Source organism: uncultured Adlercreutzia sp. (assembly GCA_910585575.1).
Lineage (GTDB): Bacteria > Actinomycetota > Coriobacteriia > Coriobacteriales > Eggerthellaceae > Adlercreutzia.
The window spans coordinates 1-21381 of record CAJUFS010000040.1 but is presented as its reverse complement, the minus strand read 5'-3'; the positions used below and the strand labels follow the sequence as shown (position 1 = coordinate 21381).

Below are 21381 nucleotides of genomic sequence, written 5' to 3'. Positions count from 1 at the left end.
TCATGGCCATGGTGGGCAGCGTGAATTTGATAAGCGCACTGGTAGTGAAGTGCTTGGACATATCGACAGACATAGGAGTTCCTCGGGGTAAGTGAAAGTGATGCGGGAAAGGGAGGGGGCGGCGGCGTGTCGCTCGCCGAAACTGCGGCCGGAAGGGTGCTCCGTGCGAACCGGGGACGGCCGAGCGGCGGTTCTACAGGCGCTGGATAGCGGCTTCGAAAGCTTCCACGTAGGCGCCGTACAGGCGAATGAGCTCGGCTTGGTCGGCGGGGCTCATCATGGCCATGGCTTCCTGCTCGGCATGACGTACGGGCTCGACGTGCTCGGCGGCGAAGGCGCGTCCGTAGTCGGTGAGCCACAGACGCGAGGTGCGCCCGCAGTTCTCGATGCGCAGATAGCCCTCTTCCGCCATGCGCTTCACGGCCGAGTTCACCGTTTGCTTGGACAGGCCATTGCCCAGGCACAGTTGTTTCTGGGTCAGACCGTCTTCCTCGGTCAAGTCGTAGAGTACCAGCAGAACGCTGTCGGCCACGCCGGTACGGCGGGCGGCGGTGTGGTACAACTCGTTTTCGCGGTGATACAAATCAGTGAAGGCCGCCACGGATGCGACGGCAGTGGTTTGGGCCGTTGGCTGGGTCATGAATACTCGCTTGCTCATAAAAAAGTACGATTTCGGACTGAAAGTATAGTCCGAAATCGTACTAAAGCAAGACGATCAAATTTTCTTCATATCGAGGCGAGGCGGCTTGGCGGCCTAGGGCTCACGTCGAGGGTACGAAGGCGGCGCGGGCGCCCGAAAGTCGTCGATATGCCAAGGGCTACAGCTCGCGCTGTTCGTAGAACTTCGCAGCCAAGGGGGCGCTGGCGGCGAAGAGCGCCAGAGCCACGGCTAGGCAGCCGAATGCGAACAGGACGAGGTTGGCTCCGTTGCCCGCCTCAAGCCACTGCAGGAACCCGAACACGGCGCCCGAGTCGGGCAGGTGGTCGCTGAACAGGCCCACGCCCAAAGCCAGGGCCAGCACCACCACCAGGGGCACGAAGCGCGTGGCGCGGGTCATGCCGAAGCGCATCAGCAGCGGCAGGGCCACAGCGCAGGCGGCCAGAATAACCGCGATGCTGAGCAGCGCACTGGCCGTCATCGCGGCGCCCGAGCTTTCCGCCCAGGTAAGGCCCAGGGGTACGTCCAGTCCCAACCCTTCGCTGGCCCAGCTGGCTACGGCTACAACCAGAAAGCCGATGACCAGCGAAAACAGCGCCACGGCGGCACAGAGCACGGCCATGGTGGCGTAGCGGCCGAAGGCCACCTGGCGCCGTGACAGCGGCAGGGTGAGACGAAAGCGCTCCCAGCCGTTCTGCTCGTCGTAGGCACACAGTGAGAACAGGAACATGAAGGGCGTCATGGCGGCAATGACGGCCACAGCGCCGGCCATCGTGTCCATAACCACGCCCATGACCAGGGCGACGGCAGCGCAGATGCCGGCCAGCTGAGCCAAGGTGCTTTTCATGACGGTAAAATCGGCGACGACCATCGTTTTCATCGGTTCTCTCCCTTCAGGCGCAGGGCCATGTAATCCTCGATGGTGGCGCGGTCGAGGGCGATGGCGGGGAAGGCGCGAGCGAAGGCCGCGCGGTCGGGTACCAGCAGGTCGGCATGGTGGGGGCGCCGCTCGAAGAACGCTTCACCCGGACCAAAGAACGGGCTGGCCAGCACCTCTTCCAGTTCGGCCGTACGACAGCGAGCCACGGCGGCCTCGTCGGTGATGGCCTCCTTCGGCAGGGAGAACAGCAGCTGCCCCTGGTCGATGCATACGATCTCATCAGCTATTTTCTCCAGATCAGAGGTGATGTGCGTGCTCATGAGAATGCCGCGGTCCTCATCGTCCATGAACTGGCGCAGCAAATCCAGTACCTCTTCGCGCGCCAGCGGATCCAGCCCCGCCGTGGCCTCGTCGAGGATCAGCAGCTGCGGATGGTGGGCCAGGGCGAAGGCCAGTGTCAGCTTCATGCCCATGCCGCGCGACAGCTCGCTCACTTTTTTCTTGGAAGCCAGCCCAAAGGAGGCGCACAGCTGCTGGTAGGCGTCCTTGTCCCAGGTGGGATAGGCGGCGCGTCCTATGGCGCCCACACCGGCCACGGTGCACGGGGCGGGGAAGGCGCAGGTGTCGAGCACAACCCCGATGCGGCTTTTCACGGCGGACGCTGCGGAGCTGCCGGCGGTCAGGGCCTCGCCGAGCAGCTCGATGCGGCCGCCGTCGGGCTCGATAAGACCGAGCAGGACCTTCAGCGTGGTGGTCTTGCCCGCGCCGTTCGCGCCGATGAGGCCCACAACGGTACCGGGCTCAACGGCAAGACTGACGTCGCTCAGCGCGAAGCCGTCGTAGCGCTTCTCAAGATGAGATAGGCTGATTAAAGGTTCCATGATGCTATTCCTCCAGCAGCACATCGAGCATGTGGTGCAGCTCCTCGGGGGAGATGCCCGCCGCGGCCGCCGCTTCAGCGGCGCGGCCCAGTAGGTCCTCCACTTCGCGCAGGCGCTCTTCTTGAAGAAGCTCGCTGTTGCCTCCGGCGACAAAGGTGCCCTTGCCCTGCACGGTCTCGATCAGGCCCTGGCTTTCCAGCTCGGCATAGGCGCGCTTGGTGGTGATCACGCTGATGCGCAGGTCGTTCGCCAGGGCCCGGATGGAGGGAAGGGCGTCACCCTCGCTCAGCGTGCCGGTCATGATGGCCGCCTTCACCTGGGTGGCAATTTGCTCGTAGATGGGTTTGCTGCTTCCGTTGGTGATAATGATGTCCAAAATGCCTCTTTCGAAAGGCCGCTTCGGCGCCGAAGCGGCTCTTGGCGGCGACGGCCTCGGCGTCCCGCGGCTCGTTACCTTTAAGTGTATATACCTTACATATACAGTATATACACACCTATTCACACTCGTCAAGGGAGGGGGAACGAAGAGGGCGTCTGGGCTTTTGGAACGTTAGCGTCCGTAACGCTCGGCTACCCAGTGCTCGGTCACCTCCACGAAGGCATGGGTGGCGGCCGAGGCGGTGTCCCAGGAACGCACCGCCAGGGAAATGGTGCGGGCGCATTCCTGCTCGGCGGGGAGCACGGACAAAGGAAACAGCGGACGGCGCAGGATGAGGCTGGGAAGCACTGAAAAGCCCAGACCGGCACTGACCATGGCCATGACGGCATAGTCGCTGTCCACGGTGAAGCGCACGTTGGGCACCACGCCGTTGGCCTCGAAAAGCGCCTCCATTTCAGAGGGGCGTGCGTTGCCCTGTAGCTGGATATAGGGCTCGCGGGCCAGGGCCTCGGTGGGGAACACCTCGGCATGGGCCAGAGGATGGTCGGGAGGCAGCACGACGAGCAAGGGGTCGGTATGCAGCTCGATGGCGTCGAGGGCCTGTCGCTCCGGATCGACGGAGAATGCGCAGTCGGCCCGTCCGCTGCGCGTGGCCGCCGTCAGTTCCGCCTCATCATCGATACAGAGAAGCTTCAGGTCGATGTTGGGGTACTGCTCCAAAAACGCCGAGGCGATGCCCGGGAACCACTCGATGGCCGCACTGGTGAACGATCCCACGCGCACCAGGCCCCATTCCCGGTTGGCCAGCTCGTGGACGCGCGTGGCCAAAGCGTGCTCATCGGCGTTGATCGCCTGCACAAGCGAGAGCACTTCGCGCCCATCGGCGGTCAGGTGCACTCCGCCGTATTCGCGGTCGAAAAGGGTGAGCCCCATTTCCTTCTCTAAGGCGTTGATCAAATAGCTGATACCAGCCTGGGTATAGCCCAATTCCTCGGCCGCCGCCTTGAAGCTTCCCGAGCGCGCGACGGCCAGAAACGCATCGTATCGCTGGTTGGCCATAGAGTGCCTCCTTCAGTGGTGCGGATGCATAATTTAAAGAACATCTTTAAAAGTTTTACAAGAAGTCCCATTTTACTTTAATTCAAGAGGGCTTTAGTATATCCCTCGTTCCTTTATCAGAGAAAACACGGCCCTTAAAGGGGCTTAGCTACGTGCGCTGTGAGCAAGGTTGCCGCTGGGCGGTTGCGAAGGGCGAGAGGAGTGAGGTATGGAGCGTTGGAAGCAGGCTCGGTGGCCGTTCGTGGCCTTCGTGCTCATCGAAGTGGTCATCTTTGGCTCGGGCAGTGCGGTCACGAAGTTCGCCTACGAGTCCGTCACTCCGCTGTGGTGCATGACCTTGCGCTTCGGTCTGGCATCCGTGGTGTTCCTGGCCTTTTTCGGCCGCCGCATGGCGAAGCGGCTGCGCACGGTGTCCGTGCGGTTGTGGCTGCCCCAGGCGCTGTGTATGGCGCTCTCGTACCTGTTCTGCAACGTGGCGCTCGATCTGACCACAGCCACCAACGTCGGTTTCCTCGTGGCTTTGCCGGTGGTGTTCGCGCCTCTGCTTTCCACGGTGGCCGAGCGCACGCGTTATCCCCGCGCTCTCATTCCGTTCCAGGTGGGCGTGGCCGGTGGCCTGTACCTGCTGTGCAGCCAGGGCGGGAGCCTGCAGATAGGTGCGGGAGAGCTGTTGGCCCTGGGCTCTTCGGTGGCCCTAGCCGGAGCGCTGGTGTTCGGGAAGCAGGCCCTGGCCCAGCTGGATGCGGCCAGCGTGGCCGGCACGCAGATCGTGGTGTCGTTCGGGCTGTGCCTGGCGTGCGCGCTGGTGTGGGAGCCCGCGTTGAATGTGACGGCGGTGCAGCCGGTGGCGTGGGGCATCATCGCATTTCTGGCCCTGTTCTCTACCTGCCTGGCCTTCTACCTGCAAAGCTTGGCGCTCGATCACCTATCCTCGACCACGGTGTCGCTGCTGCTGACGGGAGAGCCGGTGTTCACGGCGCTGTTCGCCAACTTGTTCTTGGGCGAGACGCTGACGGTGGTTGGCCTGGTGGGCGCCGCCGTTATCGTGGCCACGGTGGTTGCGGCTACCTATGTGGATGGTCGCGAGACGGCACCCGCGCAGCCGGGGGTGGCGGTGGCTTTGCCGTCGGAGGCGTTCGTGGCCGCGCAGCCGGGGGTGGCGGTGGCTTTGCCATCAGAGGCGTTCGTGCCTGCACGATCCGAGGCGCTCGCGTCTGTGCGGTCTGCAACGGCCGAGCCCCTGTCGGTGCTGAGGCCTGTGGCGATGCCTGCAGGCGCCTCGGGCGGAACCGCTCTAGCCGAACCCCGTTTCCGCGCTCGTCCCCGTATGTTCCGCCGCAAGCGACGCATGGCCGCCTAAACGGGCTGCATGTTGCCCTTGGGCCTCTGCTGCCTCGTGCCTGAGTTGCGCCTGAACCGCCATCTCGCGTCTGATTAGCGCCTGAGCTGCCGCCCTGTACCCGAACCGCGTCTGAGCCGCTGCCGTCTCGTGTCCGAGTCGCATTGGATTCGCATCTGAATCGCAGGACGTCAATGCCGCTCCTTTCTCTTCCGCGATCGTGGTAGACTGCCCTTCGCCAGAGGCTGCAATCGAGCACAGAGAGAGGAGAAGCGGGTGCTGGCTACTATGGATCAAGCGCGCGAGGCGCTTTCGCGGCACTTCGGGTTCGACTCTTTTCGGCCGGGGCAGGAGGCGTTAGTCGAGGCGGTTCTCCAAGGACGCGATGTGTTGGGCGTAATGCCCACGGGCGCGGGTAAATCGCTGTGCTATCAGGTGCCCGGCGTCGCCGTGTCGGGGCTGACGTTGGTGGTGAGCCCCCTGGTGTCGCTTATGGGCGATCAGGTGCGCTCGCTGCTCGATGCGGGCGTGCGGGGCGCTTACCTCAACTCGTCGCTGACGCCCGGGCAGCAGGCTACGGTTATGAACCGTGCTCTGCAGGGGGCTTACGACCTGATGTATGTAGCTCCCGAGCGCTTGGCCGATCCGCGATTCGTGGCGTTCGCGCAGCAGGTGGCGCCGCCCATTGTGGCGGTGGATGAGGCTCACTGCGTATCCCAGTGGGGCCAGGATTTCCGGCCTTCTTATCTGACCATCGGCCAGTTCATTGCGGCGTTGCCCAAGCGGCCGGTGGTGGTAGCGCTCACGGCCACGGCCACCGAGAACGTCCGGCGCGACATTGCGCGCCTCTTGGATCTGCGCGATCCCTTTCAGCTGGTTACGGGTTTCGATCGGCCTAATCTCAGCTACGGCGTCGAGCGCCTGGCCCCTAAGCGCAAGATTGCCCGCATTGCCGCCCGGGCCTTGGCGCGCCCCGATGAGTCGGGTATCGTGTACTGCTCCACGCGCAAGGACGTCGAGAAGGTTCATGAGGCGCTTAAGGCGGCCGGGGTGCGGGCCACCCGTTATCACGCGGGGCTTTCGACGGCCGAGCGCACGGCCAATCAGGCAGCCTTTATCAACGACGACGCGCCGGTCATGGTGGCCACCAACGCCTTCGGCATGGGCATCGACAAGTCCAACGTGCGCTATGTCATCCACCACAACATGCCCGCCTCCTTGGAGGCCTACTACCAGGAAGCGGGGCGCGCCGGTCGCGATGGCGAGCCGGCGGAATGCCTGCTGTTCTGGAGCGACGGCGACATTGCCACGGGCCGCTTTTTCATCGAGCAGGAGTCGGCGAACGAGGAGCTGACTTCCGAGGAAGCCGAGTGCGTGCGAGCTGCCCGCCGCCGCATGCTGGAGGCCATGGTGGGCTATGCCTACACCACCGACTGCCTGCGGTCCTACGTCCTGCGCTATTTCGGCGAAGAAGCAGCCTCGTCGTGCGGCAACTGCGCGAATTGCCGCGGTGAGTTCAAGGCCGTCGATGTCACCCATGAGGCCCGGGCGATCATGCGTTGCGTGCATAGCCTGCGCGGCCGTTTCGGCAAGGGCGTCGTGGTGGACGTGCTGCGCGGCGTGGTCAGTGAGCGCGTGGAGAGCTGTGGGCTTCAACAGTCGCGCTGTTTCGGTGAGCTGGGGGAAGAGGGAGGACCGGGCGCGGCCGGGGCTGCATCGCCGGCGCTTCTTCGCGAGGTCATCGAGCTTTTGGCCGCACGGGAGTACTTGGTTATCACCGAAGGGAAGTATCCCACGGTGGGGCTGGGCCCGCGCTGCCGGGAGGCGGCCCAAGACGACTTCGCGCTTTCGATGAAGCAGATCGAGCGTACAGCCAGTACCCGAAGTGGTCGCGGCGGCGCTTCGGCGCCGCGGGTGTTCGGCGCCGGGGTTCCCGACGGTACCTCCAGCGCCGGCGACGAGGGGCTTTTCCAGGTGCTGCGTGCTTTGCGCAAAGAATTGGCCGATCAGCAGGGGAAGCCTCCCTATGTGGTGTTCTCCGACGCCACGTTGCGCGACATGTGCGCTCGTCGGCCGGCCACCGACGAAGAGTTCCTGGAGGTGTCGGGCGTCGGACTCACCAAGCTGTCGCGCTACGGCGAGGCGTTCATGGATGCTATCCGCTCCTTCGAAAAGGCCTAGGAATCGAAGGAGAATCCGTGGGGCGCCGGCCGTGCCGTTCGGCGCCCCTTGCCCATCCTGGGGTTTTGTGGCACAATACCGCTTCACGCGAGTAATCGCGCATTCATGGTCGAGTGGCGCAGCGGGAGCGCAGGTGCCTTACAAGCACAAGGTCGGGGGTTCAAATCCCTCCTCGACCACCATGAATTTTCGCAGGCCGTCGCTGGTTTTCAGCGGCGGCCTGTTTGTTTTCTCTCTTTTTGGCGCGCCGCGCGTTTGCGAATCGTCTGCGAACCATAGGCGACTTTCTGACGATAGATTCCCGACGAAGAGCTTGCATCCTGCCTTCGGTTTTTGAATGACAGGAGGTGCGATGAAGTCTCGCAAATCGTTGCTCGTCGGTACGGGCTGTGCTGTTTTGTGCGCGCTCTGCGTGTCCCTGTATCTCGTCGGGGTCCAGGGGCAGGTGGAGGAGGCACGGGCAGAGGCCCTGGCGCGCTATGGCGGCGACCAAATCGAGGTATGCGTTGCCAAGCGCGATTTGGCGCCTGGCGAGGTGGTCGAGGAAAACGCCATTGCCATGCGGCTTTGGGTGGCCGACCTGCTTCCCGAGGGCGCCATTACCGATCCGCAGCGCATTGTCGGACAGCGCCTGGGCTCCAGTGTCTACAAGGGCGAAGTGCTGTGCGCACGCCGTACCGAGGTCACCAACGCGGCGCTCAGCGTGCCTGCGGGCAAGGCGGCTATCAGCGTTCCTGCCCAGGCGGTACAGGCGGTGGGAGGCTCGGTGGAGCCTGGCATGGCGGTGGATGTGTACGCCACAGGTCCTGCGGCTACCAGCCAGCTTGTGCAGGGCGCTTTGGTGCTGGCCACCAGCGCGAGCACCGAGGACGCGTCAGCGAATAACGCATGGATCACCCTTGCCGTCGACCCCGATCGCGTCCAGGAAGTGGTGGCGGCAGCCCAGAATCTCGCGCTCTATTTCGTGCTGCCTGCAGCGGCTTTGCCGTCATCGCCTGAGGCTTCCGATGAGATTGCGCCTTCCGGCGACGGTACTCCTTCCGGCGCTGTGGCGCCGTCGGAGCCACCTGATGCCCTCGAAGGGGTCCCATCGTCTGGAGAGGGTCCTGATCCTGCATCGGCTTCCGATACCGACGCTCATTCGCCGGCTGCGGTGTCCGTTGCGCCCCCTCAAGATCCTCGCTCTCCCTCCACTCAAGAATAGGAGGCTGTTCATGACGTCCCATCCATCCGTGATGCTTTGCGCTTCGCCTGACGATTTGTCGCTGGTCTCTTCGTTTGCGCTCTCGCTTGAAGAGCTGAAGTCGTTTCCCTGGCTCACCCTGTGCTCGGATGCTGCGCAGGCGCGCCAAGAGTTGCTGGACAACCCTCTCTATCAAGAAGCGTGGGTGCTTTCCAGCCGTGAAGTTGAGGGCATTAATTTAGCTGCTGCCATTAAAGCGGACAAGCCGAAACGGCCGGTGCATCTTGTGGAGCTCGAGCCCAATGACGAGACCTTTGAGCGCGCTCGGGCTGCCAACGTCGATGGCGTGTGGTCGGTGGAGGAACTCGTTTGGCGCTGCGAGACCTATGCGGTCGAAGTGTCGGTCTCGTCCCAGGAATCAGCAGGATTGGATGACGGTGCCGCCTCTTGCGGCGGCGACGCGGAAACGACCCGGACCGTGGACTCGGGGAACGCCGACGAGCGGGGCAGTGAAGCCGTTGGGGCGGTGCCGGCTCTCTCGGTGCCGCCTTCATCGGAGCTATCTCAGGGGCAAAACGACCCGGATGGGGCTCGAGGGAAAAGTGCGCTTCTGCCCGATCATAAGGGTTTCCTCCTGTCGGTGCTCAGCGGCAGCGGGGGAGCGGGAAAAAGCACGGTATCGCTGCTGGCGGCCGCGCTGGCCCGGCGGCGCGGGTTGCGCGTTGCGCTTCTTGACGGGGATTTTCGCTTCGGCGATCTTGCTTCTCTGGCCCCGTTGCTGCCCCAGGTGGCAGCTGATGACCTTCTTTCATCCTCCGATATCCTCGATCCGGTTGATGACTGCGATCTAGTGCTGGTGGCTGCCCCGCGTCGGCTGGAGCAGGCCGAGATCTTGGCGCCGCGCATCGATCTTCTTGTCGAAAGGCTCCTCGAGCGATTCGACGTGGTGGTGGCCAACACAGGAGGCCCTTGGGAAGAGCCTCATGCCTTTCTGCTTGAGGCAAGCATGACGGCGCTCATTCTTGTGGACCAGCGCGCCTCGTCGGTGCGGGCTTGCCGCCGTTGCCTCGATGTCTGTGCGCGATGCGGTATTGCCACAGGTGCGTTTCTGCTCGTGCTTAACCGCTGCGGCAAACACGCGCTGTTCACCGGCGCCGACGTTTCGGAGGCCCTTAACGGCGCCCATGTCGTCGAATTGCAGGAGGGCGGGAGCGAGGTGGAAGAACTACTCGGTGCGGGGCGTCTCGATGAGCTGCTCTCCCAAGACGGGCCCCTTTGCGCCAGTGTGGACTGGCTGCTCGACGAGGTGGCCCTTCCGATGGGCAAAACCCCAGCGGGCCAGGGCGTTCGCCATGGCCTTGCGGCGGGAACGGCAAGAAGAAGCACGTCAAGTCGTCGGCGCGGCGCCTTGAAGGGGCGCCGAGGCCGCCGTCCTAAGGTCGATGCTCGTGCATTGGCCATCTCAGGCGATGGGCGATAGGGGGCTCTATGGCATTTTTGGAACGTGTCCGTTGCGTTGAAGACGGCCGGCCACATGAAGGCCAGCCCAAGGAAGATGCTGGCCTCGAGGCACTTCGGCGGGCTGTGGCGGAGTTGGTGCCGCTCGATCGCATTGCCGCCATTATGGGCGAGAGCCCCGAGCGAGCACGCAATGAGTTGCGCTCGGCCTGTCGACGCCTGCGACCGCAAGCGCCCTGGTGCTATCAGGAAGAGGCCGTGTTTCGCCTCTTGGTAGAGAACCTCATCAACACGGTTTTCGGCTTGGGGCCTCTTGAGGACCTCATCGCCGACGAAACCGTGACGGAGATTATGGTCAATGGCACGCGCAGCGTATTTGTGGAGAGGGAAGGCAGGCTCCAGGCGGTGCCGGTGCACTTTGAGAGCGACGAACAGGTACGCGCCCTCATTGACCGCATTCTTGGTCCCTTGGGGCGGCGCATCGATGAGTCGTCGCCGCTTGCCAGCGCGCGTCTTCCCCAGGGCCATCGCGTCCATGCGGTCATTCCGCCGCTGGCCATTGACGGCCCCCATCTCACCATCCGTTCGTTTCGGAGGCGCATCCTGTCCCTTGACGAGCTGCGAGAGAACGGCTCGTTCGGCGAGGAAGTGCAGCAGCTTCTCGTGTGGGCGGTGCGCCTGCGCAAGAGCCTGGCGGTGGCTGGAGGCACGGGCAGCGGGAAGACGACGTTGCTCAACGCTCTGTCCTGCTTCATTCCTCCCGGCGAGCGCATTATCACCATCGAGGATGCCGCTGAGCTGAAATTCGATGAGCACCCGCACGTTGTGCGACTGGAAGCGCGCGGGCGCAACGCCGAGGGGGAGGGGGAAGTGACCATTCGCGAGCTCGTCGTCAATGCTCTGCGCATGCGCCCCGATCGAATTATTGTCGGCGAATGTCGTTCCGCCGAGGCCATTGACATGCTCCAGGCCATGAACACCGGTCATGACGGCTCTCTAACAACGCTGCATGCTAATTCGCCGCGCGAAGCCGTGGATCGCCTCGTTACCATGGTGCGCTTTGCCGTCGATTTGCCGCTTGACGCCATCGAGGCACAAATCGGCAATGCCTTCGACGTGGTGGTGCAAACCGCGCGCCTGCCCGGCGGAGGTCGCTGCGTTTCCGAGATTGCCTCCATGAGCTTCGACGCCCAAGCGCGGCGCTGTGTGCTTACGACGCACTACCGCCGCGATATCGGGGAGGAAGCGGGGCGATGGCTGAGCGTGCCCGCTTGGATAGACGATGTTGCCAAGCACCATGTGGCCGACAAGAAAGAGGTGAAGCAATGGATCCGTCGCTTGTCCTTGCCTTTGGCAGCGTAGGGCTGTCCGCTGTAGCAGGGTTTCTGCTCAGCCGCGAGTGGTATGCGCACTCTCTCAGCCGCGCTCGCGCCCGGGCTTTGCTTGACGTGCAGCGGGAGAGCCGCGGTAAAGCGGCCCTTCGCTGGCATTTGCGCAATGGCATTGCCCCTTTGCGCCCTGCCGCCGAGGCGCTTTTGCAGGTAAAGGCCGTCCGTCGGTCGTTGGGGCAACTCGAAGGCTCGTGCGAGGCCCGCGGGTACCTGACGTCGCAGGTGGCTCTCATGACCATGCTCATATTTGCCGGAGTGGGGTGCGTGGCAGGCGGCTGGGCTTTGACGCAGTCGCCGGTGTTTGGGGCGGCCATAGCCGGGGGTGCCTTGATCCTCGGTGCCAGTGCGACGAAGGCCGAAGCGGAAAAGCGCGCGTGCGCCCTTCGCGACGAGATTCCCGATGCGCTGCGCTCGATAGGCGTCTGCTTCAAGGCGGGGCTGTCTCTTATGCAGACATTGCACCAGACGGGGAGCGAAATGAAGGGTCCGCTGGGTGCATTGTTCCTTGCGGCGGCGCGGGTGCTGGAAACAGGCGGAACTGCTTCTGAGGCGCTGGCGCTTTTCAAGCATCGTGCCGATGCGCCCGAATTGGCCTTTGTGGCGGTTGCGCTCGACGTGCAGCATCAAACCGGAGGGAGCTTGGCGCCGGTGCTCGAGGCTGCTCGCGAGTCAGTGGAGGGGGAAATCGAGCTGGCACGCTCGCTCAAGGTGCAGACAGCCCAGGCGAAGCTGTCAGCGCGTATTGTCACGGTGATGCCCTTCGTGCTCATCGCACTGTTCTCGTTCATGAGTCCCGGGTTTCTCGACCCCTTCTTCGCCAGTGTGCCCGGCATGGTGCTTTTAGCTTTGGCGCTGGTCATGCAGGTGGGCGGGGTGATGCTTGTTCGACGTACGCTCGCTGTCGGGGCTGGGTGAGGTTCATGGGCACGAAGGTGCTGATCGCTGTGGCGGTAGCTGCGGTTGGGCTGGCGGCGGTCGCGGGCTGGTGTGCGTGGCAGGTGTATGGCCGCTGGAGGAGCCGGGCAAGGGCACGTCGGGCGGTGCGCGAGATGGGCCACCAGGATCATGCTGGCTTTTGGGGGCTTTCGGGCGCGGCGGAAATGCTCGAGGGGGACGATGCCGTTGCGCGCCTCATCGCGTTTGCCGTAGCCCTCGATCACCGGGCGCGCGGCGTGTCGTTTCGCTGGCTGGCGCCCTCATCGATACGCTGCCGTCCCGTTGATGAGCGTCGGTGGATGGCAGCGGGGCTCGCGGGACGAGTAGGCGCTCCGGTGGTTTGGGAGGCGCGCATCCGCTTGGCGATGGGGTTCGGGCTATGCGGTGGGCTGCTGGGTTTCTGCTTCTCGACGGAGTTTGGCCTGGCTATGGCAGGTGCGGCTGCAGTTGTTGGGTGGCGGGCATTGCCCTGGGCTGTCGAGCAGCGCGCTCGATCGCGCGCCGAGGAGATGGAGCGCCACCTGTCGGAAATGCTCGATGTGATGGCGCTGGGGTTGCGAAGCGGTTTGTCCTTCGATCGCAGCCTCGAGCTGTATCTCGAGCACTTCGAGAGTCTGTTGGCCTCCTCGTTCGCTCGGGCGCAGCAGCAGTGGACGCGCGGGCTTGCCTCGAGGTCGCAAGCCTTGCGCCACGTGGCCGCCTCCTATCGGTCGCCGCTCCTCGAGCGGGTAGTGGAGAACATCATCCGCTCCCTTCGGTTCGGCTCAACGCTGGCAGACAACCTTGAGGATGCAGCCCGCGAGGCGCGGCGCGGCTACCAGGCGCGCAAGCAGGAACAAGTGGCGAAAGCGCCGGTCAAGATGATGGTGCCGACGGGGGTTCTTATTCTGCCCGCCATGCTGCTTTTGGTATTGGGTCCTGTTCTGCTCGAACTGGCAGGCGGGTTTTAGGAAACAAGAAAGAAAGGAAGGAACGATGGGTATATGGAAGCGCGTGGCACGTCGGGCAAGCAGAGGGTGGAAGGCGGCCAACCGCATCGTCGTGCAGGCGGCAGTGCGCGGACGGTGCAAGCTCAGCGACGCGAAGGGCCAGGGCACGACCGAGTACGCCATTCTTGTTGGCGTGCTGGTGGTTATCGCCATCATTGCCATTACAGCGTTCAGGCCGAATATCGAGAAGCTCTGGACGGCCATCAAGGACGGTATTCAAGGGCTCTAAGGGGCGAGCGGGGTCAAAGCACGGTTGAGTTTGCCGTGGTGACGGCAGCGTTCATGGCGGTAATAGTGGCGGCTGGCGCCTTGTGGCATGCGCTTGCCCAGGGTGCGTTCGTGGAGCACGCCCTCGCCGCCGCTTCCCATCATGTGCACGGTGTGGTGGGATGGGTCGTCGACATCTTCAGCTATTGAGAAGGAGGCGAGAGAATCATGGGCAAAAGGCCGATTTCTGCCAAGATGATATCCCGCAAGGGACAGACGACGGTGGAGGCGGCGGTGGCTCTGCCCGTGCTTCTTATCTTGGTGCTGATGCTCGTGCAGCCGGCCATAATGCTCTATGACCGCATGGTCATGGAAAGCGCCGCCTGGGAAGGCTGCCGATTGTTGGCTACGGCGCAATCTCAGGGCAAAGCGACGTGCGAAGCGCTGGTGAAGCGTCGGTTGGGGGCCGTGCCTCCCCTGGATTGCTTCCATGTGCATGAGGGAGGGTGCACGTGGCGCGTGAAGTGCCAGGGAGGGGGCGGCTCGTCTCAGGTGAGCGTCGTCGTCTCCACTGAGGTGAAGCCGTTGCCCCTTCTCGACACGGCCGGGGCCCTGCTTGGAATCCTCAACGAACGAGGTTGTTTTGAAGTCAGCGCATCGGCTTCATTGGACACGCGGGCTCCCTGGGCGCAGGCCTCGCTTGCCGGGAGCGATCCGAACGAAAAGGTAGGGAAGTGGATCGATGGTGACTGATACCTGGTTCCGCGATGAACGCGGATTCACGACGGCAGGCATGGCGGTAGCGCTGCTCGTTGCGCTCGCTTTATTGTTTTCAACAGCACAGGTGTATCGCGTTAACTCCCAGGCATCGGAAATTCAGAACGTGGCGGACGCCGTGGCTCTGGCTGCCGAAAACGAAGTGGGCGAATTCATGATTGCGGTGCGCCTGTGCGACAGTGTGGTGCTGTCGATGTCGCTTCTGGGGGTCTCGTGCTATGGTTTGGGCGTCGTGGCGCTCTGCGTGCCCCCGACGGCCGAGGTGGGCGCCACATTGATCGAAGCGGGCGCCAAGACGCTCAAGGCGCGTGACGGCTTTGCCGAGCGGGCGGCACAGGGGCTGAACCAGCTGCAAAAGGCGCTGCCCTTTGTGGCCGCCGCCCAAGGCGCAGCAGTGGCTGCGGCCAATGGGAAGCAGCGGCCCTATGGCTACTACGCGATGGGGCTGTTGGTGGCCTCTGAAGGCAAGCCTATCGTTGCGGGGTCCAATGCGGCGGAGGGGTCTTTGCAGGATGCCGTGGACGATAAACAGGATGCCCTTGCCGAAGCGGCCGCAAAGGCCGAGGAGGCAACGCGGGATGCCCAGGCGGCGAAGCGCCGAGCCTTCATGCGCGATTGCGGCGACAATCCGAGCTACTGCCTCTATGAGCGCGCCGCGCATCTTGCCGGACTGGGCTCGGGGGCCAATCCGCTGTACCACTCCGTTGATGCCTGGTCGTTCTCGGTTCCCTTGGAACGGGCGCGCGCTTACTACCGGGCCCGCGTGTCCCAGGAGGCGCCCCAGGGGACGTCGGTAGAGGAAGGAGCGCGCTCGGCGCTGCGCAAACGATTCTACGCCTATGCCAGCAACGAGCTCGCCCGAGCCTTTGTCCACGAGACGGCCGATGGGTTCGAGGCGTCCTTTCCGCGCTTCCCCCGCAATACCGAGCAGATGAAGAAGACGGTGCTCTATACCGAAGCGGTCTATCCCATAACGTCCGATGAGGAAGGGTCCAGAACCATGCATGCCTGGTCGGGTTGTCCCGAGGCGCAGCCCGTCATGGCGTATGGGTCAGCTTCGCTTCTCGATGCCGAAGAATTCGAGACCTGCTCGGCCTGCCAGTTCAAGGTGAGCCTGCTCGGCTCGGTGGCGGCTGCCTCGACTTCTATCGACAACGGATTTGAGTACCACTATGACGCCATTGCACGGGCGGCCGAAGAGTACGAGAAGGCCTTGAAAGAGGCGAAGCCCTTGAAGCGCGCCGTTAAAGCCGATGCCGGCTCGCTGCTCGACAAGGCGCTGGCGGCGCTCAAAGGTGCCGCGTCTCGGCGCATTACGGCCCAGCCGCCCGGGTCATCGGGCTGCATTGCCCTGGTGGTGTCGCCCCAGGGATCGTCGACGGGCGTGTTCGAGAGTGCCTTCGTCAGGCAAGAAACCGTCTTGGGCACACGTGCGGCGCTGTCGGCGGCCACGCTTGTCGAGGACACGACTGACGACGCCTCGGTGGTGGGCAATCTGCTCGATGGATTTAAAGAGGGAGGCTCGCCGGTTGCCGGTGCCGGACGAGTGGTGCTGCAGTGCTGGTCGAGTCTGCTCGATGCATACAGCTCGGGCCAAAAGGCACTGAGCGAGGGCATCGAGAATGCACTCAACGGTCTTCCGCTGGTAGGATCCTCGGGTCTGGGGACCTGGGCTGCCCATGCGTTGGAAGACCGCTTGAAGGACGTAGGGCTCGAGCCGGCGCGCGATGCGCCCCTCAAGCCTGTGCTCGTGAATAGCACGGCGGTGGCTCAGGCCGACGGGGGCGATTTCGCGGTGAGGTTTCAGCGCGTCAAGCAGCAGGTGCTCTCGTCGCCCGCTTCGACGACAGATCCGTTTGTCGCGCTTGCCGACCACATCGATCGCGAGGCCTATGATCGTCTGGGCCAAGAGATTGAGATAGCGCGCATCGAGGTGCCCTTGGTGGGATTGACGTTTCCCGTCACGGTAACCCTGCCCTCCTCGGTGCGCGACGGAGCGGCCGGGCTCGTGGAAAAGGCCACCGATTTGCTGCGCTCGTTGAACGGATCGCTTAGCGGCGTGCGGGCTTGGGGGTGAGGGGCAACATGGGTCAGGGGGTAAGTCTGTGGACGGTGAGGGATATCGGGCGCGACGAGCGCGGGCAGTCGACCGTAGAGCTGGTTGTCGTGCTGCCGGTGGCCATTCTTGTAGCGGTGATTGTGGTGAACGCCCTCACTTTCTTCGGGCTGTGCGCCTCGTTCGATCAGGTGGTGCGTCAAAGCGTGTGCACGTACGGCGCCGCCCCCGATGCGGGGCGAGGTACGGCGGGGGTTTGTGCTCAGGTCAAGCAAGCGGCCGAGGAGGCGCTTGGAAAGGAGGCATCGGTGGAGGTGGTGCGGGCCGAGGGTTCGTTTCCGGGCTTGACGCGCTACCGGGCACGGCTCAGCTATCGGCCGTCGCTGTTCGGCTTGTCTTTGCGAAGCAGCCTATTCGGCATAGCGCTTCCTCCGCTTGTGCACGAGGTAGATATGGTGGTCGACGGCTATCGGCCGGGAATTCTGTTCTGAGGAAGGGGAAGCATGGTTGATAAAAAGCGCGCGCTGCGAGCGTGTCTCCTTGTAGCGCTTCTCTTTCTCGTGCTTGCGGGATGGGGGCAAGTTCAGACTGTGTCGGGTCCCGCGGCCCGGGCTCCTGCTTTGTCGGGCCGTGCCTTCGCCCTCGGTGCCCTAGAGGCTTCTCCAGAAGAAAGCTTCGACGGGTTGGCCAGTGCTCGAATGCGGGAGAAGCTCTCGTCTCGCGAAGTGCCGGCGTGGTTCGAGGAAGAGGTGCTCTCGCTCGAGGGCGAAGAAGAGGTGATGGCCGACGAATCGTGGTCGGTGGTGGGGTTTACGCGCGAGGGCTCCGCGGCAGAGGTGGCCGCCGAGGTGGCGTGTCAGTTGCGGCAGCATGGTTGGACGATGGTGGAAAGCGGGGTGGCGGGTAGCGCCACCGGTGTTAAGGAAGGGGGTCGATGCCAGTGGCTCTGGTTGAGTTGCACGGCGGTCGGCGAGGAGGTCAGCGTCGTCGTGCAGGTGTCTGGCGCGCCGTAGCGGGAGCGCCGGCTCCCTTTGGGGGAACCTGGGAGGTGGCATACGGCCCGCTGGAGCGGTTGCGCGGCTTAGCCGGTCGTCCTGAAAGCAATGTGGTGCTGGCATTTCCCCGATGCCGCGATGTGCACACGTTCACTTTGCGACGCTGTATCGATGTGCTGTTCGTCGATGAGCTTGGCCGGGTGATTGAAGTGCATCGACGGGTGAGACCGCGCTCGCGTTTGCGTTGCGATCGCGCGAAAGCCGTTGTGGAGCGTTTTGCTCGATCGGGGCCGTGGTTTCAGGTGGGCGACGTGGTGGGCGTGCCCGGGTGCCGCGAGTATCCGCGGGTACTGCGTGCGGGTGAAGTGGGTACCTGTCGGCTGATCACAGCCGAAAGCTTAGGACTGGGCCGTGCGCCGCGACGCAGGGCGAAGGGAGGCGGCCATGAAGAAGTGCCCCGCCTGTAGCACATGGCTTTTTGACGACATGGACTACTGTTTCAAGTGCCTGCAAAGTGTGGAGGAAAACGAGCGCGCCCCGCGTCCCGCGGTAGGGGAGGCCCCTGATGCGTGCGGTGCCGAAGACTATACCGTTCTTGTTTACCGCGAGAGCCATCCTTTTGGCCGTGCTGGAGGAGAAAAGGAAACGCTGGATACCGCTCAGAGAGAAAAGGAGGTGTCGGATGCCGCCCAGTGGACGACGCTGTCTGTCGGCCCGGATGGCCCGTGGGAAAGCACCGAGACTGGGCACCCCGAGAGGGGCGACGTGGTGCTGCGTCTTATGATCGAAGTGCGTCGCGAGGGCGGCGCTCCTGAAGTTGCGAGGGTTCGAGGCGACCCGACGCCGCTCTATCCCACCATCTCTTCGTAGAGGCGCTGGGCTTCGGCCGTCAGCTGCTCCTCAACGGCATGGTAGGCATCCAGCAGCTTGCTGCCCTCCTCGGTAAGGGACGAGCCGTGGGCGCCGTCGCGCAGCAGCAGCTGCATGCCCAAGGTTTCCTCGGCTTCCTTGATGACGCGCCACGCCTTGCTGTAGGCCATGCGCATTTTCTTGGCTGCGGCATTGAGCGAGCCGTAGTCGCGCACGCCTTGGCAAAGCGCCGCGATGCCCGGTCCGAAAACCGACTTTTCGCTGGTCTGCGGGTTTTTGACAGAAAGACGGACGCTCAGTTCCAATGATTGAAGCTGTCCCATGATCCCCCTCCATTCGGTGGTGCGGGCCGCCCTTGAGCGGCCCGTTGCATGCTTGCGTGCGGTTATTGCTGGGCCAAGAAGGCGTCCGCAGCGTCTTCGATGGCGGGCACCGTGTTGTCGATGACGTCGGTAAAGCGCACGGTCATGGTATCAAGTTCTGCCAGGCCGGCGGGAATGTCGTGCTTTCCTGTTTCCGTAGCGACAACCTGGTTGAGCTGGCAGCCGGTGAGCGCTTCCACGGTGGTGGGCAGCGGCGCGTGGGGTGCCAGCTGGTGCAGGGCGCGGTAGACGTTGTCACCGAACTTGGCCCAGTGGGCGGTAGAGGCCACCAGCACGGGGTTTTCGCCGCGCAGGTTCTGGGCTGCCGTGTAGGCAACGGCGGTGTGCGGGTCGAGGAGATAGTCGTGCTCGTCGAGCACCTGCTTGATGGTAGCCAGGCACGTGCCGTTGTCGACGGAATCGGCGCTGAAGTCCTCGCGCACGGCGCGGAAGGTGTCCTCGTCGATGCGGAAGCGCTGCTTCTCGTTCAGGTCGGCCATCCATTGGCTGATGGCCTCGGCGTTGCGGCCCGTGAGCTCGAAGAGCTGACGCTCGAGGTTGGAGGACACGAGAATGTCCATGGACGGGGAGGCGGTCAGGATGAACTCGCGGTCGGAGATGTCGTAGGTACCGGTGTTGATGAAGTCGGTCAGCACGCGATTGTCGTTGCTGGCGCACAGCAAGCGGCCGATGGGCGCGCCGATTTGCTTGGCGTACCAGGCCGCGAGAATGTTGCCGAAGTTGCCCGTGGGCACGCACACGTCGATTTCCTGCCCCGCTTCGATTTTGCCTTGGGCGACCAGCTCGGCGTAGCTGGAAAGGTAGTACACCACCTGCGGAAGGAGGCGCCCCCAGTTGATGGAGTTGGCGCTTGAGAGGGCGATGTTGTGCTCGTCCTTGAGTTTCTGGGCGAAAGCTTCGTCTGAGAACGTTTTCTTCACGCCCGTTTGGCAGTCGTCGAAGTTGCCGCGCACGGCCCATACCTGCACGTTGTCGCCCGTGGTGGTGACCATCTGCTTGCGCTGGATGTCGCTGACGCCGCCGTCGGGGAACAGAACCCCGATGGAAACGCCCTCGACGCCCTTGAAGCCCTCGAGGGCGGCCTTGCCCGTGTCGCCGGAGGTGGCGACAAGGATCATGAACTCGGGCAGATCCTCGCCGCGGTCGCGCAGCTCGGCGGCACTGGCGGCGAAGAAGTGAGGCAGGCATTGCAGCGCCATGTCCTTGAAGGCGCTGGTGGGGCCATGCCACAATTCGAGGATGTGGGTGTTCTCGTCAAGCGAGGTGATGGGGCAGACGGCCTCGGTATCGAAGTTCGCTCCATAGGCGCGCTCCATCAGCTCGTCGATGAGCGCATCGGGCAGGTCGATGTTGAAAGCCTTGTAGACGGTGGCCGCTCGCTGGGCATAGGGCATTTGCGCGAGATCGACGATTTCCTCCACCGTCAGCGAAGGAAGCTCCTGGGGCACGTAAAGGCCACCGCCCTGGGCCAGGCCGTCCACGACGGCCTGGGTGAAGGGCACGGGTGTTTCAACGGCTCCGCGCGTGTCAACATAACGGTTCGCGCCAAAGGCGGCGGCGCGATCGACAGAGTGCGACATGGTTCATCTTTCTCATAGGTAATAGCTGGGAAAAGTATACTATGCCGCGCTCTTGGTTGCGCCGTCGCACCACAAAGACCCCACTGAGTGGCGAAATGGTTGGGAGTTGCTGTCGCGAAGGCAACGCTCGACAACGTTTTTTCTCCGCTCCCAAAAAAGTTAACTCGGGGGTACTCATTCTGTTAGCTTTGGTTTACAATACTCAGTTGCATGCAGCTAACAATGTTAGGAGTCATTATGAGCAATGCGATGGTTATGGAAGGTGTCCGCAGCCAGGCCTGCGCGGGCCCGTCGTGCCAGCCGATGCCGCTGACCTTTTTGAAAAGCGGTGATACTGCTCAAGTTACCCGGGTGCGGGGAAAGGGCGAGGTGCATCACCACCTGGAGAACCTTGGGTTCGTTGCCGGTGCGTCGGTGTCCGTCGTTTCCGAGCAGGCGGGAAACTTCATTGTGGCGGTCAAGGGTGCGCAAGTGGCCCTCGATCGATCGGTGGCCTCTAAGATCATCGTCTCTTAGCACCACCAAGATCCCGAATGGCCGTCGGGCAGGCGACGCGCGTGTGGGCGCTGCGCCGCCAAAGACGGAGTTCGAGACGACGTGAGTCCGAGCGCTGTGTCGTCGTTGTGGGACCGCTGGTTGGTAGACTCCGAGCGGAAGTTCACTGAGGAAAGAAAGGAAACTCCATGGCAGAGGATAAAACCCTGCGCGATGTGCCGGTAGGGGATACCGTCACGGTTCGTCGCCTGGTGGGAGAGGGCGCGGTGAAGCGTCGCATCATGGACATGGGCCTGACCAAGGGCACCGAAGTGCATGTGCACAAGGTGGCGCCCCTAGGCGATCCCATCGAAGTGACCGTGCGCGGCTTCGAGCTCTCGCTGCGCAAGGACGAGGCCGAGCACGTGCTGGTGTCCTAGCGGAATGAGCGTTCGAGCAGCTCAGGCGGCTCGAACAACGACCGAGCCAGGCGGTGTGACCGCTGCGGCTTGGCCCTGCGCTTCGGCGCATTTTTTCTCCCAACCAGTTAGTTTGAACTAACTTTTGGCCAGGCGGCGCTTGGAAGGGCGCCTTGAGAGAGACTTTGGCCGAGAAGGAACATGGAAAAGGAAAGGCTGATCATGGCAATTAACATCGCCCTTGCCGGCAACCCCAATTGCGGCAAGACGACCATGTTCAACGATC

General features: G+C 63.4%; 24 protein-coding genes and 1 tRNA gene. 18 read left to right on the top strand and 7 right to left on the bottom strand.

Annotation, left to right across the window (positions count from 1 at the left end):
* Nucleotides 1-193 precede the first annotated feature (193 nt).
* From QZ307_RS06855 to QZ307_RS06835, 5 genes are all read right to left on the bottom strand, one after another.
* Complete coding sequence (locus QZ307_RS06855) at nucleotides 194-658, bottom strand: MarR family transcriptional regulator (RefSeq protein ID WP_295997696.1); 465 nt, start codon at nucleotides 656-658, stop codon at nucleotides 194-196.
* A 160-nt stretch (nucleotides 659-818) separates the two neighbouring features.
* Nucleotides 819-1538, bottom strand: coding sequence for an ABC-2 transporter permease (locus QZ307_RS06850; RefSeq protein ID WP_295997693.1), 720 nt, complete (start codon nucleotides 1536-1538; stop codon nucleotides 819-821).
* Entirely contained in the window at nucleotides 1535-2419 is an 885-nt protein-coding gene (locus QZ307_RS06845; RefSeq protein ID WP_295997690.1) for an ABC transporter ATP-binding protein, read from the bottom strand. Before QZ307_RS06845 ends, QZ307_RS06850 begins: the two co-directional genes overlap by 4 nt.
* A 4-nt stretch (nucleotides 2420-2423) precedes the next feature.
* The gene (locus tag QZ307_RS06840; RefSeq protein ID WP_295997686.1) at nucleotides 2424-2795 is read right to left on the bottom strand and encodes a GntR family transcriptional regulator; all 372 of its coding nucleotides are present in this window, start codon (nucleotides 2793-2795) and stop codon (nucleotides 2424-2426) included.
* Nucleotides 2796-2969: 174 nt separating this feature from the next.
* Complete coding sequence (locus QZ307_RS06835; RefSeq protein WP_295997683.1) at nucleotides 2970-3857, bottom strand: LysR family transcriptional regulator; 888 nt, start codon at nucleotides 3855-3857, stop codon at nucleotides 2970-2972.
* Nucleotides 3858-4065: 208 nt separating this feature from the next.
* Between QZ307_RS06835 and QZ307_RS06830 the strand changes: the two genes are divergently transcribed.
* The 16 genes from QZ307_RS06830 (at nucleotide 4066) to QZ307_RS06755 (ending at nucleotide 18239) form a co-directional block, all read left to right on the top strand.
* On the top strand, nucleotides 4066-5217 hold the full coding sequence (locus tag QZ307_RS06830) for a DMT family transporter (RefSeq protein WP_295997679.1): 1152 nt from the start codon (nucleotides 4066-4068) through the stop codon (nucleotides 5215-5217).
* 267 nt (nucleotides 5218-5484) lie between these two features.
* Nucleotides 5485-7377 carry a DNA helicase RecQ gene (gene recQ, locus QZ307_RS06825; RefSeq protein ID WP_295997698.1) on the top strand — a complete coding sequence of 631 codons (1893 nt, stop codon included), beginning with the start codon at nucleotides 5485-5487 and terminating at the stop codon, nucleotides 7375-7377.
* 107 nt (nucleotides 7378-7484) lie between these two features.
* Nucleotides 7485-7559, top strand: a tRNA-Val gene (locus tag QZ307_RS06820).
* 170 nt (nucleotides 7560-7729) lie between these two features.
* A complete protein-coding gene (cpaB, locus tag QZ307_RS06815; RefSeq protein ID WP_295997676.1) occupies nucleotides 7730-8581 on the top strand; it encodes a Flp pilus assembly protein CpaB in 852 nt (283 codons plus the stop codon).
* A gap of 10 nt (nucleotides 8582-8591) precedes the next feature.
* Nucleotides 8592-10040: a chromosome partitioning protein ParA gene (locus tag QZ307_RS06810; RefSeq protein WP_295997673.1), complete on the top strand. Its 1449-nt coding sequence runs from the start codon at nucleotides 8592-8594 to the stop codon at nucleotides 10038-10040.
* 104 nt (nucleotides 10041-10144) lie between these two features.
* On the top strand, nucleotides 10145-11380 hold the full coding sequence (locus tag QZ307_RS06805) for a CpaF family protein (RefSeq protein WP_295997670.1): 1236 nt from the start codon (nucleotides 10145-10147) through the stop codon (nucleotides 11378-11380).
* A complete protein-coding gene (locus QZ307_RS06800) occupies nucleotides 11344-12324 on the top strand; it encodes a type II secretion system F family protein (RefSeq protein WP_295997668.1) in 981 nt (326 codons plus the stop codon). The genes QZ307_RS06805 and QZ307_RS06800 overlap by 37 nt, the downstream gene beginning before the upstream one ends.
* Before the next feature lie 5 nt (nucleotides 12325-12329).
* Entirely contained in the window at nucleotides 12330-13295 is a 966-nt protein-coding gene (locus QZ307_RS06795; RefSeq protein ID WP_295997666.1) for a type II secretion system F family protein, read from the top strand.
* Nucleotides 13296-13320: 25 nt separating this feature from the next.
* On the top strand, nucleotides 13321-13563 hold the full coding sequence (locus QZ307_RS06790; RefSeq protein WP_295997660.1) for a hypothetical protein: 243 nt from the start codon (nucleotides 13321-13323) through the stop codon (nucleotides 13561-13563).
* Between the two features lie 53 nt (nucleotides 13564-13616).
* Nucleotides 13617-13751, top strand: coding sequence for a hypothetical protein (locus tag QZ307_RS06785; RefSeq protein ID WP_295997659.1), 135 nt, complete (start codon nucleotides 13617-13619; stop codon nucleotides 13749-13751).
* An 18-nt stretch (nucleotides 13752-13769) separates the two neighbouring features.
* Nucleotides 13770-14294, top strand: a complete 525-nt coding sequence (locus QZ307_RS06780) for a TadE/TadG family type IV pilus assembly protein (protein ID WP_295997657.1) — start codon at nucleotides 13770-13772, stop codon at nucleotides 14292-14294.
* 91 nt (nucleotides 14295-14385) lie between these two features.
* Nucleotides 14386-16395, top strand: a complete 2010-nt coding sequence (locus QZ307_RS06775) for a molybdenum cofactor biosynthesis enzyme (protein WP_295997654.1) — start codon at nucleotides 14386-14388, stop codon at nucleotides 16393-16395.
* Nucleotides 16396-16403: 8 nt separating this feature from the next.
* A complete protein-coding gene (locus QZ307_RS06770) occupies nucleotides 16404-16865 on the top strand; it encodes a hypothetical protein (RefSeq protein WP_295997651.1) in 462 nt (153 codons plus the stop codon).
* Nucleotides 16866-16877: 12 nt separating this feature from the next.
* Nucleotides 16878-17387 (top strand): hypothetical protein, encoded by a 510-nt coding sequence (locus QZ307_RS06765; protein WP_295997650.1) that lies wholly within the window; start codon nucleotides 16878-16880, stop codon nucleotides 17385-17387.
* 35 nt (nucleotides 17388-17422) lie between these two features.
* Complete coding sequence (locus QZ307_RS06760) at nucleotides 17423-17836, top strand: DUF192 domain-containing protein (protein WP_295997647.1); 414 nt, start codon at nucleotides 17423-17425, stop codon at nucleotides 17834-17836.
* Nucleotides 17814-18239, top strand: a complete 426-nt coding sequence (locus QZ307_RS06755) for a hypothetical protein (RefSeq protein WP_295997644.1) — start codon at nucleotides 17814-17816, stop codon at nucleotides 18237-18239. Before QZ307_RS06760 ends, QZ307_RS06755 begins: the two co-directional genes overlap by 23 nt.
* On the opposite strand, the gene QZ307_RS06750 is transcribed toward QZ307_RS06755, so the two are convergent.
* Nucleotides 18218-18562, bottom strand: coding sequence for a LysR family transcriptional regulator (locus tag QZ307_RS06750; protein WP_295997641.1), 345 nt, complete (start codon nucleotides 18560-18562; stop codon nucleotides 18218-18220). The two genes, QZ307_RS06755 and QZ307_RS06750, sit on opposite strands and share 22 nt — an antisense overlap.
* Before the next feature lie 62 nt (nucleotides 18563-18624).
* Nucleotides 18625-20202, bottom strand: a complete 1578-nt coding sequence (thrC, locus tag QZ307_RS06745; protein ID WP_295997638.1) for a threonine synthase — start codon at nucleotides 20200-20202, stop codon at nucleotides 18625-18627.
* A gap of 237 nt (nucleotides 20203-20439) precedes the next feature.
* Between thrC and QZ307_RS06740 the strand changes: the two genes are divergently transcribed.
* Both QZ307_RS06740 and QZ307_RS06735 read left to right on the top strand, forming a co-directional pair.
* Nucleotides 20440-20718, top strand: coding sequence for a FeoA family protein (locus tag QZ307_RS06740; protein ID WP_295997635.1), 279 nt, complete (start codon nucleotides 20440-20442; stop codon nucleotides 20716-20718).
* Between the two features lie 167 nt (nucleotides 20719-20885).
* Nucleotides 20886-21116 (top strand): FeoA family protein, encoded by a 231-nt coding sequence (locus QZ307_RS06735; protein ID WP_275206285.1) that lies wholly within the window; start codon nucleotides 20886-20888, stop codon nucleotides 21114-21116.
* Nucleotides 21117-21381 lie beyond the last annotated feature (265 nt).